11 protein-coding genes are annotated in these 15,745 nt (G+C 70.5%); 6 read left to right on the forward strand and 5 right to left on the reverse strand.

The window, feature by feature from the left end:
• Positions 1-118 precede the first annotated feature (118 nt).
• The 4 genes from F0U63_RS14370 to F0U63_RS14385 all read left to right on the forward strand — a co-directional run bounded on the left by F0U63_RS14370 (position 119) and on the right by F0U63_RS14385 (position 8,964).
• Positions 119-3,385: a PD-(D/E)XK nuclease family protein gene (locus F0U63_RS14370; RefSeq protein WP_395846470.1), complete on the forward strand. Its 3,267-nt coding sequence runs from the start codon at positions 119-121 to the stop codon at positions 3,383-3,385.
• Positions 3,378-7,088 carry a UvrD-helicase domain-containing protein gene (locus tag F0U63_RS14375; protein WP_395846471.1) on the forward strand — a complete coding sequence of 1,237 codons (3,711 nt, stop codon included), beginning with the start codon at positions 3,378-3,380 and terminating at the stop codon, positions 7,086-7,088. The genes F0U63_RS14370 and F0U63_RS14375 overlap by 8 nt, the downstream gene beginning before the upstream one ends.
• Positions 7,089-7,100: 12 nt before the next feature.
• On the forward strand, positions 7,101-8,411 hold the full coding sequence (locus F0U63_RS14380) for an adenylosuccinate synthase (RefSeq protein WP_395846472.1): 1,311 nt from the start codon (positions 7,101-7,103) through the stop codon (positions 8,409-8,411).
• 190 nt (positions 8,412-8,601) lie between these two features.
• On the forward strand, positions 8,602-8,964 hold the full coding sequence (locus F0U63_RS14385) for a PH domain-containing protein (protein WP_395846473.1): 363 nt from the start codon (positions 8,602-8,604) through the stop codon (positions 8,962-8,964).
• A 3-nt stretch (positions 8,965-8,967) separates the two neighbouring features.
• Here F0U63_RS14385 and F0U63_RS14390 read toward each other — a convergent pair whose 3' ends face one another.
• Entirely contained in the window at positions 8,968-9,810 is an 843-nt protein-coding gene (locus tag F0U63_RS14390) for an FHA domain-containing protein (protein ID WP_395846474.1), read from the reverse strand.
• A gap of 37 nt (positions 9,811-9,847) precedes the next feature.
• Complete coding sequence (locus F0U63_RS14395) at positions 9,848-10,300, reverse strand: hypothetical protein (protein WP_395846475.1); 453 nt, start codon at positions 10,298-10,300, stop codon at positions 9,848-9,850.
• A 245-nt stretch (positions 10,301-10,545) separates the two neighbouring features.
• On the opposite strand from F0U63_RS14395, the gene F0U63_RS14400 reads away from it, so the two are divergent.
• Positions 10,546-11,742, forward strand: coding sequence for a carbohydrate-binding family 9-like protein (locus F0U63_RS14400; protein ID WP_395846476.1), 1,197 nt, complete (start codon positions 10,546-10,548; stop codon positions 11,740-11,742).
• A 28-nt stretch (positions 11,743-11,770) separates the two neighbouring features.
• Here F0U63_RS14400 and F0U63_RS14405 read toward each other — a convergent pair whose 3' ends face one another.
• The 3 genes from F0U63_RS14405 to F0U63_RS14415 are packed head-to-tail and all read right to left on the reverse strand — an operon-like array spanning position 11,771 to position 14,998.
• Positions 11,771-12,265: an endonuclease V gene (locus F0U63_RS14405; protein WP_395846477.1), complete on the reverse strand. Its 495-nt coding sequence runs from the start codon at positions 12,263-12,265 to the stop codon at positions 11,771-11,773.
• 8 nt (positions 12,266-12,273) lie between these two features.
• The gene (locus tag F0U63_RS14410) at positions 12,274-12,528 is read right to left on the reverse strand and encodes a hypothetical protein (protein ID WP_395846478.1); all 255 of its coding nucleotides are present in this window, start codon (positions 12,526-12,528) and stop codon (positions 12,274-12,276) included.
• Between the two features lie 4 nt (positions 12,529-12,532).
• On the reverse strand, positions 12,533-14,998 hold the full coding sequence (locus F0U63_RS14415; protein WP_395846479.1) for a DNA internalization-related competence protein ComEC/Rec2: 2,466 nt from the start codon (positions 14,996-14,998) through the stop codon (positions 12,533-12,535).
• 202 nt (positions 14,999-15,200) lie between these two features.
• Between F0U63_RS14415 and F0U63_RS14420 the strand changes: the two genes are divergently transcribed.
• The gene (locus tag F0U63_RS14420) at positions 15,201-15,695 is read left to right on the forward strand and encodes a CarD family transcriptional regulator (protein ID WP_395846480.1); all 495 of its coding nucleotides are present in this window, start codon (positions 15,201-15,203) and stop codon (positions 15,693-15,695) included.
• The last annotated feature ends 50 nt before the right edge of the window (positions 15,696-15,745 follow it).

The following is a 15,745-nucleotide window of genomic DNA, read 5'->3' on the forward strand; positions in this document are numbered from 1 at the left end:
GCGTCCGGAACTGGAGAGGAGGCAACCAGGGAAGCGAGTGCTAGAAAACAGAGGGCAGAGGGCATGGCGGCGAGCATAAATGCGCCCCCCTCATCGTTCTAGACTCCACTCCCCCCGTATGTCCGACCCCCGCCGCCTCCTCCAGGTCTTTCCCGATGCCGCACGCCGTCAAGCCGCCCTGCGCGCGGCGCGGCGGGACTCGGGGGTCGTGCGCGGAGACCTCTTCCTCGACTGGGCGGGGTTCCTCGACGCGCTCGGCGGCGTGCGCGAGCTGAGCCGGCGCCCGTGCCCGCCCCTGGCGGCGCGCACCGTGGTGGCCTCGCTCGCGCAGGGCCTGGGCCCCACGCCCCTGGGCGACTTCGTCCACGAGCCCGCCTTCGCCCGCGCCGCGCTCGAGGTGCTGTTGGATCTCAAGGCCGGGCGGTTGTCCCCTCGCGAGCTCCAGGACGCACTGGAGGTGCTGCCCCCCGAGCGGCGCGACCGCGTCCGGACGATCGCCCTGCTGCACCATGCCTACGAGCGGAAGATGGCGGAGCTGGGCCTCGCCGATCGTGAGGACGGCGTGCGAGGGGCCCGCGAGGCGCTGGAGCGCGGCGCCTGGCCCGAGGCCTGGGCCGACGTGGGCGAGATCGTGCTGCGCGGTGTCTACGATGTCCGGCCCTCGACGCTGGAGCTGCTGCTGGCCCTGGCCGCGGCGTGTGAATCGCGCCGGGTGGGCCTGCGCGTGGAGACGCCGGTGGGTGGCTCGCCCGTGGCGGACGCGGCCCTGGCGGCCCTCTTCCGCGCCTTCGAGAACCGCGGCGAGGTGCTCTCCCACGTGGATCTCTTCAAGGCGGACGTCACCTTCGAGTCCCGTCCGATGGGCGAGCTGGGCCGTCATCTCTTCTCGCCCCGCGCTCCCAAGGACGCGCTCGTGGGCGCGGTGGAGGGCCTGAGCCTGTGGAGCGCGGCGACGGCGCGGGACGAGGCTCGGCTCATCGCCCGGGACGTGCGCCGCCTCGTGTCGGAGGGCGTGCCTCCGGGACACATCGCCGTGGCCTGGCGCGACTTGAGCCACGAGGCGCACTGGGTGGCCGAGGCCCTGGGCGAGCTGGACGTTCCCGTGCGGCTGCCCTGGGGCGAGCCGCTCGTGCTGACCGGGCCCGTGCGGCTGGCGTTGGACTTGCCCCTGCTGGTGGAGGATGGCTTCCCCGCCGAGCGCGTGGCGGACGTGCTCTCCAGCCGCTACGCCCCTCGGCTCTCCGTGGGTGCGCCCGAGGCCCCCGCGACGCTCCTGTCGCTCGCGGCCGTGCGCGATGATCGGCTGGGCGCCTCGCGTGGCAAGGGCGCGTATGACGTCCGCCTGGACGCCCTGGCCAGGCGGTTGAAGCCGCTTCCGGATCAGGTGCGCCCCAAGGACGCGCACCGCGCTCACGAGGTGCTGGTGTTGCGCGAGCGGTGTCTCAAGTTGATCGAGGTCTGCCGGCTCATCCCGGAGCAGGGCCGCGCCTCGGAGCTGCTCGCGGCGTGGTGGCAGGTGGTGCGGAGCCTGGGGTTGTTGGACTCGGAGGGCACGCCGGAGACGCCCGCCGAAGAGGGACTGGGCGCGCTCGCGGTGGAGGCCCGGGCCCGGGACGACGCGGCGCGAAGGGCGCTCGTGGCGCGCGTGCGCGAGCTGGAGCGGATGCTCGCGGCGGTGGGCGGAGGTCCCCGGCTGCGTCGGCGCACCTTTGGCCGTTGGCTCACGGACGCGATGCGCGACGTGCACCTGCCGCCCCGGGGCTCGGCGGTGGGGGCCGTGGAGGTGCTGGAGGTGGGCGAGCTGGAGGGCCGTACCTTCGCTCATGTCTTCCTCGGTGGGCTGGCCGAGGGCCGCTTCCCGGGCCACGAGGTGCCCAACCCGTTGCTCGGAGACTCCGAGCGCCATGCGCTCAACAAGCACCTGGGCCGCGATGTCTTCCGCCTCACGGGTGGCGAGTTCGAGGATCGCGCGCCCTGGCGGCTCACCGAGGACCGGCTGCTGTTCGCCAGCGTCCTCGTGGCCGCCGAGCACACGGTGAGTCTGTCCTTCTCGGTGGCGGGTCCGGGTGGACAGGAGCAGGCGCCGTCCTCGTTCCTGGAGGAGGTGCGGCGCCTGACGGGAGCCACGTGGCCGCTGCGCTCGCTGCCGGCCATCGTGCCGCTGGACGAGGCGCTCACCCCGGCGGAGCTGCGCCAGCGCGTGGTGTTGGAGTCGCTCGCGATGGAGCGGCTGCGCGTCTCGGAGCCGGATCCCGCCCGCGCGGTGTTGCGCGAGCGCTTCTCGCACTCGCCCTGGTTCCAGGCGGCCCGGGAGATGATGCAGGTGGAGATCGAACGCCTGCATTTCTTCGGGGATGGGATCCGGGACGCGGGCCGCTACACGGGCGCCGTGGGGGCTCCGGACCTGGGCGAGTCGATCCGCGAGGCGTTCCGCTTCGATGCCGAGCGGCCCCTGTCCGCCTCGTCGATCGCGCGCTTCAGCAACTGTGGCTTCCAGGGCTTCCTGGCGTATGGGCTCAAGGTGCCCGAGCCGGAGCGGCCCGGGGAGGAGTTCGACAGCCGGGGGCAGGGCGTCTTCTGGCACCGGGTGTTGGAGGAGTTCTTCAAGCGGCTCAAGGAGCGCGAGCTGCTCGGGCGGGGGTTCAACGAGCTGCCGGAGGCGCTGCTGGACGCGGTGCTCGACGAGGTGCAGGAGCACTTCGAGAAACATCACTATGTGGGCCACCCCGCGCTGTGGCGCCTGGCGCGCGAGCGGGCGAAGAACATGGTGCGCCGCGTGCTCCTGGACGAGCGGCGGGGTCTGCCCTTCGAGCGGCTGGAGCCCTCGGGCTTCGAGCTGCGCTTCGGGCCGAAGAATCCGGCGGAGGGCTGGAGCGCGGTCACCCTCCAGCTCGGCGAGGACGTCATCCACTTCGAGGGAACCATCGATCGCCTGGACATGGCCGGGGGCGAGGTGGGCGTCATCGACTACAAGTCCGGCCATCTGTCGCGCTCGGAGCTGCGCAACAAGCTGTTGGATGCCTCGGACTTCCAGCTGCCGTTGTACCTGTACGCGGCGCGGGCCAGTGGGCACCAGGGCACGCGGCAGGCCGCCTGGTTCTCGTTGAAGACGGGCAAGGCGATCCTCCTGTCGGAGGTGCTCGCGGACAAGAAGCAGGAGCTGTCGTTGGATCTGGACGAGCTGCTGTCCACCGAGCCCGACGTGCGCCAGCGGCTGGCGGCGGAGCAGAAGCCCAACCTGGCCAACGCGGTGGAGTCGCTGGTGCGCCGCGTGAGGTCGGGACAGTTCGCCATGCGGCCCAAGGACTGCGGGCGCTGTGGCTACCAGGCCGTCTGCCGCATCACCGAGCGGCGGATCGTGGGCGAGGAGGGTGCCCATGAGTGACGCGCTCGCGCTGGCGTTGGAGCGCAACCTCGCGCTGCTCGCGGGAGCGGGCGCGGGCAAGACGTACAGCCTGGTGACGATGACGTTGCACCTGCTGGCTGGGGCTCGCGAGGGCTTCAAGCCCTTGCGGCCCGCGCGCCTGGGCATGGTGACGTTCACCGACAAGGCCGCCGCGGAGATGCGCGCCCGCGTCCGCGCACGCCTGGATGTGCTCGTCCAGGAGGAGCCCAAGGCCTCGCAGGAGCCCGAGCTGCGCGCCTCGCTTGAGCGCCTGGGGCTGCCGTTTCCCTCGCGCGACACGTGGCGCTCGCTGCGAGAAGAGCTGGGCTCGGCCTCGATTGGTACCTTCCACTCGATGTGCGGACAGATCCTGCGCCGCGCGCCTCCGGGCTCGGGCGTGGATGCCTCCTTCGACGTGCTCGACGAGCTGGAGGCGCGCTCGCTCGTGCTGGACGTGTGCGAGCGCGTGGTGCTGGATGCGCTGGAGTCCAGTGACACGCTGGTGCGCGAGCTGTGCGCGGAGATGACCTTCTCGGGCTCCGACTTCACCGAGGGCCTGGTGTCCTCGCTGGCGGAGCTGTACGGGAAGCTGCGCGAGGAGGGCCTGCCCGCGGCCCGGGCACGCGTGTCCGACCCAGGTGAGGCACGGGAGTCCTTCGACGCCCTCGTCGAGAAGTGCCGCGAGCTGTGCGGCACCGTGAGCGAGCATGACGCCAAGGGAGAGTGGCGGGGGCTGCGCGAGAAGCTCGAGCGCGCGCTCACGGGGCTCACCCCGGAGAATGTCTTCGCGCCCGAGCGGCTGCCCGCGCTCAAGGCGGCCTTCAACGAGGATGGCCGCGACGTGCGTCGGCTCAAGAAGGAGCCCGGCAACTCGATGAAGGAGCTGTACTGGTCCTTCTTCGGCAAGAGCGACGGCACGGTGTTGACGCTGGAGGACGTCGCCGCGGCGTGCCGCACGGTGCCCTTCGAGCGCACGTTCCGTGCGCTGCTCGAGCAGGTGGAGACGCGTCACGCGGAGGAACTCTCCCGGCGCAACGCCCTGGACTTCACCTCCCTGCTGGTGAAGACGAGGGATCTGTTGAGGGAGCTGCCCGACTTCCGCCGGCAGATGCAGGAGCGCTTCGGGGCGCTGATGGTGGACGAGTTCCAGGACACCAACCGCTTGCAGTTGGAGCTGGTGCTGCTCCTGGCCGAGAAGCGCGAGGAGGGTCCCCGGGTCGTGACGCCCGAGGACGATCTGGTGGCCGCGCTGCCGCTGGAGCCCGCCTTCCTATGCGTGGTGGGAGACCGCAAGCAATCCATCTACGAGTTCCGTGGCGCGGACGTGTCCGTGTTCGAGGTGCTGGCGCGGAAGATCGAGCAGGAGGGCGGCGTGCGCGACTTCCTCCAGCAGAACCGGCGCTCGGTGCCTCCGTTGCTCGACTTCTTCAACCAGGCGTTCGCGGGCGTGCTGGTGCCCGGCGAGGGTGGGGCGCGTCCCTACGAGGTGGTGTATTCGCCCGAGGGGGATGATCTGCTCGCGGTGCGTCCGGCCCCCGTGCCCGCGCCGGTGGTGGAGCGCTTGCTCGTGGAGGACGAGGACCTCACCACCTCGGGCGAGCTGCGCCTGGCGGAGGCGGACGCGCTGGCCAGGCGGTTGAAGCTGCTCCTGGCCCCGGGTGCTCCGCCGCTCATCGCGGTGACCAAGGAGCGCACGGAGGTACGTCCCCTGCGCGGGGGCGATGTGGCCATGCTCTTCCGGACCTTCAATCACCTGGAGGTGTACCGGCAGGCGCTCATCCGCCACGGCATTCCCCACCGCGTGCTGCGCGGCCGGGGCTTCTATGGCGCGCAGGAGGTGTTGGACCTGGCCTCGTTGCTGTCGCTGCTCGCGGACTCCGAGGACACGCTGGCCTTCGCGGCGGTGTTGCGCTCCCCGCTGGTGGGGCTGTCGGACGCCTCGCTCTTCCGCCTGGCCGGGCCCGAGGGCTTGTCCCTGCCCGCCGTGGAGAAGGCGGGCGCCTCGCTCCTCGAGCCTCTTCCGGAGGGGGAGCGCGCGCGGCTCGAGCGCTTCCTCGCGGCGCTGCCCGGGCTTCGGCGCGAGCGGGATCGGCTCGGCGTGCGGGCCCTGCTCCTGGCCACGCTGGAGCTGACGGGCTTTCGCGAGGCGCTGGCGGCCACGCCCTACGCGGAGCAGGCGAGCGCCAACGTGGAGAAGCTGCTCGCGCTGGCGGGCCGGCGCGACGAGCGCGGCACGGGCGGTTGCGTGACGTTCGCGCGCGAGCTGCAGCGCCTCGTCCACGAGGAGCCCACCGAGGCCCAGGCGGATCTGCTCGAGGCGGGAGATCCGCGCGCGGTGCAACTGCTCACCATCCACCGCGCCAAGGGGTTGGAGTGGCCGGTGGTGGTGGTGCCCGCCCTCGGTGGCTCGCGACGCTCCAACAGTGGGGGCCGGGTGCTCTTCGAGCGTGCACGAGGTCTCGCCCTGCGGCCCTGGCTGCCGCCGGAGCTGCTCGATCGCGTGGACACGAAGTTCCGCTCGCCCCGCTTCGACGCGGTGAAGGCGGAGATCAAGCGCCGGGAGACGGCCGAGTACCGGCGCCTGCTGTACGTCGCGCTCACGCGCGCCCAGGATCGGCTCCTGCTGTCGGGCGGCGAGGAGCGCAACGCCGCGGACTCGTGGTGGTGCCTGCTCGGCGCACGGCTCGATGAAGATTCCCGGCTGCGCGGCCTGGTCGAGGATCTGGACGCGAGGACGCTGCCGGAGCCCCCGGAGGTGGACCTCTCCGAGGACGTGGACGAGGCCGAGCAGGAGGCCCGGGTCGAGACGGCCTGGCAGCGGGTGCATGCGCGCCGGGACGCCGCCGTCCCCGAGTCCGTGACGGTGGAGGCGGGAGCGGTGCAGGACTTCATCGCTTGTCCGCGCCGCTACCACTACGTGCACCGGCTCGGCCTGCGCGCCGACGGAGTCGCCTGGGAGGCGCCGCCCCGCCAGTCCGCGCTCTACGTCGAGCGGGACTCCTGGGGCGCACCGGCTCCGAGCGTTCCGGATCGGGTGCTCGCCCTCTTGCGGAGGGTGGACTTCCGCCTGGCGGGTACGCCCGCTCCGGAGCGGCGGGCGCGCCTGGCAGCCTTGGCCCGGGAGGTGGGCTGGGCGGTGGAGGAGGAGGGCGTGGAGGAGGCGCTCGCCATCCTGGAGCGGTTCCTGGACACCGCGTGTGCCCAGGAGCTGGCGACCGTACCCGGAGCGCGGGTGCACCGCGCATTGCCCTTCGTCCTGGATCTGCCGGGAGTGGCGCCCACGGCCCTGGAGGGAGAGCTGGATCTGCTCTGGGAGACTCCGGAGGGCGAGGCCCGGAGCGTGATGTTCCTACCGGGCGGTCGGTCTCCCCGGGGGATCGAGGCGCATGCGGACTTCCTGGCGGCCGTGGCCTTGGCGGCCCGGCGGCTGGTCCGTGAGGAGGTGCCCCTGCGGGTCGGGGCCGTCTTCCTGGGCGGGGACGTCTTGGAGCCGGAGTTCTCCCCGGAAGAAGCAAACCTACAGCTTCCCGCCGAGCGCTTGAGGCAGGCGGCCCGGGCCCTGATCGAGGCGGATGTCCGAGGGCGCTGGCCCGGACGAGACGCCCCGGTGTGCGCGGGTCTGGCTTGTGGCTACATCTCACACTGCCACCCGGACGCCCCGGCGCGATCCAACTCGGTGACGGACCGTGCGGAAGCGTGCTAAGCGGCCGCAACTATGCCGAACGTCGTCGTCATTGGTGCGCAGTGGGGAGATGAGGGCAAGGGCAAGGTCGTGGACCTGCTCACGGAGCACGCCCAGGTGGTCGTGCGCTTCCAGGGAGGCAACAACGCGGGCCATACCCTCGTGGTGGGTGGCCAGAAGACGGTGTTGCATCTCATTCCCTCGGGCATCCTCCATCAGGGGAAGACCTGCGTCATTGGCAATGGCGTGGTGTTGGATCCCGCCGTCCTGGTGAAGGAGATCGACGCCCTCAAGGAGCGCGGCTTCCTCAAGGATGACGCGCACCTGCTCATCTCGGACAACGCCCACGTCATCTTCCCCTGGCACAAGCTGCTGGACTCGTCCCGGGAGAAGGCGCGGGGCGTGAGCGCCATCGGCACGACGGGGCGTGGCATCGGCCCGGCCTACGAGGACAAGGTGGCGCGCCGCGGCATCCGCGTGAGGGATCTGCTCAACTCGGAGCGGCTGCGCAAGCGCATCGACGAGCGGCTGCCCGGCATCCGCGAGGAGCTGCGCGAGCTGTGCGCCGCCGCCAGCGAGACGCCCCCCGAGCTGGACGCCAACAAGGTGCAGGCGGACTTCACCGCGCTGGGCGAGCGGTTGCGGCCCTACGTGGGCGACGTGTCGCTCTACCTCTCGGGCCAGGTGCAGCGCGGGGCGCGCATCCTCTTCGAGGGTGCCCAGGGCACGCTGCTGGACGTGGACCACGGCACCTATCCCTTCGTCACCAGCTCCAACTGCGTGGCGGGCAACGCCGCGGTGGGCTCGGGCCTGGGCCCCACGGCGATTGATCGGGTGATGGGCATCAGCAAGGCGTACACCACGCGCGTGGGCGGCGGTCCGTTCCCCACGGAGCTCACGGACGAGCTGGGGGACAGGCTGCGCAAGGTGGGTGACGAGTTCGGCGCCACCACGGGCCGTCCGCGCCGCTGTGGCTGGCTCGACGGCGTGGTGCTGCGCTACGCGGTGCGCGTCAACGGACTGTATAGCCTGGCGCTCACCAAGCTGGACGTGCTCTCCGGCATGAAGTCGCTGCAGATCTGCAACGCCTACGAGCTGGACGGCAAGCGTATCACCGAGCTGCCCGGGGACTACGAGGACCTGGCGCGCGTCAAGCCCCTCTACGAGACGCTGCCGGGCTGGGACGACAAGCTCGCCGGGGTGCGCACCTTCGACGAGCTGCCCGAGAACGCCAAGCGCTACGTGCGCCGCGTGGAGGAGATCTGCGGCGTGCCCGTCACCTGCATCTCCGTGGGGGCCGACCGCGGCGAAACCGTGCTGCTGCAAAACCCCTTCCGGAGCTGAAACCCCGCTTTCAAGGCAAAACGCCGGACAAACGGGGAGTCCCGGAAGTCATGTAGTGGACTCCCCGACCGGAGGGCAGGGGAGTCGGTGGCGCGTGTCAGGGAGGCACCTTAATTTCAGGTGCATGGACCGGGGCGACTCGAAGGCAGGAAGGCAAGTATTCCGCCCACACGCCGTGCTCGCGGCCGTCATGGGCATCGCGACGCTGCTCTGGCTGGGGGTGTTGCTCTACCTCCTGCGCTTCGACGGCGTGCCGGTGCAGACGTTCCTGTCCGCGCTCTTCTTCGTCCTCTTCTTCGCGGTGTCGGTGACCTACTACGGGCGCACCCGCATCGTCGTGGACGCGGGCGGCATCACGTACCGGGGCATGGTGCGCACCCGGCGCTTCTCCTTCTCGGACATCCGCAAGGTGGATGTGCTGCCCGGTCCGGTCACCGTGTACGCGGTGCGCGGCAGCCGGGGTCTCGTGCACTTCACCAGCCTCTTCTCGCACCACCAGCACCTGGCGCGGTTGCTCATCGAGCGGGCCGGTCTCTCGCCGCTGCACGCCTGAGCGTCAGCCCGTCAGGACGTAGGTGGCCAGCAGCCCCACCAGGGCCAGCCCCGCGCCCAGGACGAGCAGTCCCACGTCCCAGCGACCTCGCACGCGCATGGGCGCGCTCTCCGGCTTCTCGCCTGGGCGCTCGGGTTCGGGAACGGGGGAGGGCGCGGCCTGCTCCTCGGGAGGCGGCTCGGCGATGGGCTCGGCCGCCGGGGCCTGGAAGCGCAGCAGGGTCCGTCCCAACTCGATGATGTCGCCATCCTGGATCGGCTGGGGGGCCTCCACGCGTTTCCCATTGAGATAGACGCCGTTGGGGCTGTCCTGGTCCTCCAACAGGAAGGCGCCCTCCTGCTGGCGGATGCACGCATGGCGGCGGGACACGGCGATGTCCCTCAAGCGCACGGCGACCTCCAGGCTCCGTCCCAGCTCCGTCCGGACCTCCGCGAGGGCGAAGCAACGGCCCACGTCCGCGCCGGTGAGGCACTGGAGGGACGCGGCGCGCGAGACCAGAGGCGCTTCCGTGTCCCCCAACAGGTGCTTGAGCACGGCCACCGTGCCCACCTGCCGCTCGGTGTCCGCCCCGGGCGCCAGCAGCTTCAGACTCATTCCCTCGGGCAGGCCCACCTCCTCGCCGGGCAGCACCAGCCGCGCCACTTCCGGGGGCACCATCACCCCCGCCACCGTGAAGGTGCGGCGCGCCTCCACCATCAACCGGGGACCCTCGATGCGCAGCGTCAGCAGGCCGGGTGGCAGTCCTTCGAGGCGGACATGATCGTCCTCGCCGCCTCCCAGCAGGTGCACCCCCTCGGGAAGCTCGAAGGAGGTCGGGGTGCCCAGGTGCTCGAATTCGAAGTGCATGGCGTGGGAGGCGGGGCAAGGCGGAGACAGGCGCTGGCTACTTGCCGATCCGCTTGAGGGACATGTTCTGGACGTAGGAGCCCGGGAAGGTCTGTCCATTGATGGTGACCGACACGGTGCTGGAGAGATTGAGCTGGAGGGTCGAGCCCGTGAGCACCGCCGTTCCGGCCGTGAGCGTTTCCGTGGCGGTGATTCCTCCCTGGGTGACATAGGTACACGTCGTTCCTGCCTTGAGCGTCGCCACCTCCCCTTCGACATCCGCCGGCAGGGCGCAGGAGCCGGTCGAGTCGAGGATGATGATGTCCGACTCGACTCCCTCGGAGATTCGATACGACGCCGGGATGGACTTGGTGTCGTTGCTCACGCCATTGATGGTCATGGTGTATGTGTTCGACCCGGAGTAACTGCCGTGGAACTGCTGGCCCGCGGGGCCACAACCCAGGGCGAACGTGGTGAGCGGCAGGGAAAGCCAAATCATCGAGCGCTTCATGTGAGAACTCCTCGTGCGGGGGTCGCGGCCCATGGGGAAGGGCACGCGACGGGGTGGATGCCGGGGCCGCCTGTGCAGGACTCCTGCCAATCTCCACCCGAGCCGCGGGGACTCCCCAAGCCCCTGCGATTCAAGGACATGGCCGTGTGACGACGGACTCGCCGCGGTCTTCCCCATCCACTGCATGGGATGCTCCATCATCCACGCCATGGACGGATGCGCTGGGACTAGGATGGGCGACCCCGATGCGCTCCGCCCTTCGCCTGCTGCCACTGCTGCTGCTCTCGCTCCTCTCCGCCTGCCGTGACGAACAGGCCGGCCCCAAGCCTCGTACGAAAGCCCTGCCACCCCCCGCCCGGCTGCGCGTCCTGGACGCGGCTCCGGCGGACCTGACCTACCGCGCGGGCACCACGTTCGCGGGGGGCGCGGTGCGCTACCTCGGCACGCGCGTGTCTCCCGCGGTGGCCGCGCCCGGCCAGCCCGTGCAACTCGCGCACTACTTCGAGGCCCTGCGCGCCCCGCCCCAGGGGTGGGAGTTCTTCGTGCACGTGGTGGATCCCGGCTCCGGGCAGATGCTGATCAACGCGGACCATGGCTTCGCGGGCGGAGTGGGGCCGCTGGGCTCCTGGCCCGTGGGCAAGGTGGTGGAGGACGTGCACACGGTGGCCATGCCGTCCATTCCGGGACGGATCGTGCTCGGCTTCTGGCGGGGTGAGGAGCGCCTGGCCGTGGATGATCCTCGGGCGCATGCGGGAGACAACCGGATGTTCGGTCCGGAGCTGGGGGGCGCTCCGCCGCCCCTGCCCGAGTACACCGTGCACCGAGCCTCCCGGCCGCCGGTGCTCGACGGAGAACTCGAGGACGAGGCGTGGAAGGCGGCCACTCCGGTGGTGCTGCGGGGCAGCTTCGATGGCCGTGCCGTGTCCCTGCGCACCGAGGCCCGGCTGACCTACGACGACCAGCACCTGTATGTCGCCTTCGACGTGGAGGATCCGGATGTCTGGGGCACGTTCCGCAAGCAGGACGAGCCGCTCTACACCCAGGAGGTGGTGGAGGTGTTCCTCGACGCCAACGCGGACGGGCGGACGTACAACGAGCTGCAGGTGTCCCCGCACAACGTGCACTTCGATGCCTACTTCCCCGCGCGCCGTCAGGGCATGGACTTGAGCTGGGACTCGGGCATGACGAGCGCGGTGAAGGTCCGGGGCACGCTCGACGAGGCGTCCGACCGGGACGAGGGCTGGCGGGTGGAGATGAAGATTCCCCTGGCCCGCCTGGCCGAGGTGCCCCACCTGCCTCCGAACAAGGGGGACCGGTGGCGCTTCAACCTGTACCGGCTGGAGCACCCGGAGCGGCGGGGAGAACAAGGGCAGTCCTTTTCCCCGCTCTTCGTGGGGGACTTCCACGCGCTGCCGCGCTTCGGCTGGCTGATCTTCGACTAGGAGTTTCCTGAACAGAGGCCCGTCGTGTTCATCCCCTCGACAGCCGATCCACTTCTTTCAGGAGCGTGGGGACACGGTAGGGCCCATGCATCGTACGGACGCGTTCAGCCGCCACGGCAGGTTCCAGTCCCGCGGCGGTGACGTAGAGGGGCCGTGTGGCGCCGCCTCGCAGCACCGGCACGGCGAAGCCCGAGCCCTTGAACGCGGTCTTGGCCACGCCCACCACGGGCACGGAGCGACCGAGCGCCTCGTACGGGTGCGCGCCCAGTCCCTTCTCGGCCGAGGAGCCCAGCCAGACGTAGCCGTCGATGATCACCGTCGTCAGGGGCTGGTCGACCTGGGCGAGCAGGGCGAGCAACACCGGCAGCTCGCGCTCGTAGAAATGTCCCGGCTGATACTCGGCCGCCGCTGGCAGGTGGACCAGTCGCTGCTCCGTGGAGGCCGTGGCGGCCCAGTCGGCGAAGAGCAGCAAGGCTCCCCGCGCCTCGTGCTCCTGGTAGTGGACGTCGACGCACGCGAGCAAGGCGATGGCTACGCGTGCGGGGAAATCTCCCAATGCGCGTCCGCCATGGAGCGCTCGGTCGGGTCCCCGAGGAAGCGCAGGAAGCCGTTGAGCTCCAGGGTGTCGATGAGCTCCTCGGCCTCCAATTGAGAGAAGCCCTTCGCGGTCACGAGCAGGTCGCGCATGAACGCCTTGCCGCGCAGGTAGCCCACGGGTTCACCCGGAGGGAGCATGTGCTTGAGATCGGCGGTGAGCTGACGCAGGTCAGTGTCTTCGGAGATCATCGCCTCAAGGCTGGTGATGAGAGAGCGCGGGTGCAACCACATCCTCGTCTCTCGTCGAGGAAGGCAGGAAGGGGCTCAAGCGCACGTCGTGTCCGTCACTCTCCAGGGTGATGGCGCCCTGAAGGTCCGTGCGCAGACACTCCGTCCCCAGGGCCCGGTAACGCGCCTCCACCTCCGGGTGTGGAAAGCCGAAGCGGTTGCGGCGGCCCACGCAGAAGATGGCGAAGCGTGGACGCAGCCGGGCGAGCAAGCCCTCGGTGGAGGACGTGCGCGAGCCATGGTGGGGCGCCTTGAGCACCGCCACCGGTCCGAGCGCTCCATCCGCGAGCAGGGCCTCCTCGCCCGCCTCCTCCACGTCGCCAGGCAGCAGCACGGTGACGTCGCCATGGCGCACGAGCAGCACCACGCTCGTGTCGTTCTGGCCCTCGAGCAGCAGGCGATCTTCCGGCGGTCCAAGCACCTCCAGCGTGGCCTCCCCGAGGCGGTACGGAGCATGGCCCCGCTGCACTTCCTCGACGTGGGCTCCCTCCGCCGCGGTGATGAGCTGCCGTGACAGGGGCCCATCCGCGCTGTCCGCGGGCAGCCACAGCCGCTCGGTGGGCACCTGTCGCAGCGCGGAGATGAGTCCGAGCGCGTGATCCGGGTGGGGATGGGAGAGCACGGCCAGGTCCAACCGCTCGATGCGGGAGGCGCGCAGGAAGGGGACGACGACACGCAGCCCCGGATCCGCGCCGCCCGGCACACCGCCTCCATCGAGGAGCGCATGGTGTCCCGCGGAGCTGAGCACCATCGCGTCCCCCTGGCCCACGGAGAGGAAGGTGATGCGCAGGCCCGGCTCGGGAAGGACACGGGGGAGCAGCAGGGCGAGCACCAGGCTCGCGGGCACGAGGAGTCCTCCGAGGCGCCAGCGCCGCTCGCCGAGCGCCCAGAACGCGAGCCCCCCGCCATAGAGCAGCGAGGCGGCGGTGCCGAACGAGGGCAGCTCCACCGTGGCCAGGGGCACATGGGCGAAGAAGCGGGTGAGCCAGAGCAGCACCTGCGAGGCCCAGGCGCCGCCCCACAGCAGCGGGGTGGCGAGCACGGGCGCCGCGACGAAGAGGGCCGCGCCGCCGGCGGCGAAGCCGGTGAGCAGGCCGCACAGGGGCAGACAGACGATGTTGGAGACGAGCCCCGCGAGGCTCGCGCGGCCAAACGTCCCGGCCACCAGCGGAAGGCTCGCCACGGTGACGGCGGCGCTCGCGCAGAACGTCTCCAACACCGTCTCCCGGGTGCTCGCCAGCAGGCGCCGGAGCCGGTGCGGCTCGCGGGGATCGGGAGGCGGCAGGGGGACGGCCTCGCGCAGCGCGGGGGTGAGCAGCAGCAGGCTGAAGACGGCGAGGAAGGACAGCTGCAGCGAGAGATCGGCGACGCTCGAGGGCGTCCAGACGACGAGCAGCGCGGCGGCGGCGGCGAGGCTGTTGAGCCCATCGGCCCTGCGCCAGAGCGAGAGCCCCAGCAGGACGACGGTGGCCATCACCGCCGAGCGCACCGCGGGGGGCTGGTTGCCGGTGAAGACGACATAGGCCCAGACGAAGGGAATGGCGGCGGGGGCCGCGAGCCGCCGTGCATCCACCCGCCGCGACATGGGCAGGGCCGCGCCCGCGCGCACGAACAAGCCCCGCAGCAGGGCGAGCGTCATGAGCGCGAGCGCCGCCACGTGCAGCCCGCTCACGCTCAACACATGCGCCAGCCCGCTGCGCGAGAAGTCCTCCTCCAATGCGTCATCGAGCGCGGCGCGCTGTCCGGCCGCGAGGGTGAGGAAGAGGGTGGCCGCGTCGGGCGACGGCGCCACGGCATGCACCGCCCGGGCGAGCCCCTCCTGGAGCCGGACCAGCGCCTCGCGCCAGCGCGGGGCGGGGGACAGCACGAGCAGCCGCGCGGGCTCGAAGCCTCCGGTGAAGGCCATCCCCTGTCGCCACCGTTTCGCGGAGAAGTCCTTTTCTCCTGGATTCGCCGCGGGCTCGAGCGGCCGGAGTCGGGCTTCCAGGCGCAGGCGCTGTCCCGGCAGGAGGGGGGGAAGCGCGCCACGCGCGGACACGAGGGCGCGGAAGCGGGCGGGGGTTTCGGCCCGGGGTCCCACGCGGACGACGGCCAGCAGCAGGCGCGTGGAGTCCGCGGTGGCCTCCACGCGCTCCACCTCTCCCTCCAGGACCGCGCGTCCTCCTTCTCTGAGCGCGGGAGGCACATCCGCCCCGGCTTCCAGGGACGCCAGCCCCGCGCCCGTGAGCGCCAGGGCCCCGAGCACGCCCAGATGGGCACCAGGCAGGCGAGCGAGCATCAACACGCTCCCCGCCACGGTCGAAGCCATCAGTAATTGGAATGCTCCCTCGCCCGCGCTCGTTCGTATCCACAGACCCGCGCCGAGCATGAGGCTCACGGCGGGAAAGAACAGCGGACGTACGGTCAGATCTCGCCACGACGAACGGCCCATCACCCACCCCCCACCCACTCCGTCCAGTCAGGGTGTAGCACTCTACCCAAGAGGACACCCACGCAAAGCGGCGCAGGCTAGTCCGGGAAAACCCGCCGGGTCAAGACGCCAAAGTTGCTGGAGGGGTTGGATTGTGGTACGAGTGGGACGTTTTCCGAGGCCGGGTGTCGAGACCAAGCCATCCTAGAGGAGGCGGTAACGAGTGCAGACGAGCTTCAAGACCGGCGATAAGGCTGTGTACCCCGGGCAGGGTGTGGGCGAGGTGATGGGCATCGAGCACACCGAAGTCGCCGGGCAGCGTCAGTCCTTCTATGTGTTGCGTATCCTGGAAAATGGGATGCGCATCATGATCCCAATCAACAAGGTGGGCTCGGTCGGCCTCCGGGAAATCATCAGCGAGGAAGACGTCAAGCAAGTCTATTCCATCCTGAAGGAGAAGGACATCTCGGTCGACTCCACGACGTGGAACCGTCGCTACCGGGAGTACATGGAGAAGATCAAGACCGGCTCCGTGTTCGAGATCGCCGAGGTGCTGCGCGACCTGTACCTGCTCAAGGGTGACAAGGATCTGTCCTTCGGTGAGCGCAAGATGCTGGACACGGCGCGCTCGCTGCTCATCAAGGAACTGTCGCTGGCCAAGGACTGCTCCGAGGACGAGATCGAGTCGGACCTGAAGAAGATCTTCAACATCACCTGAGCCTCCTCGGGTGGACGTTGAAAACCCCGGCTCCCCATCAAGGGGGACCG

The sequence above is a fragment of the Cystobacter fuscus genome (genome assembly GCF_044360685.1).
GTDB lineage: Bacteria > Myxococcota > Myxococcia > Myxococcales > Myxococcaceae > Cystobacter > Cystobacter fuscus_C.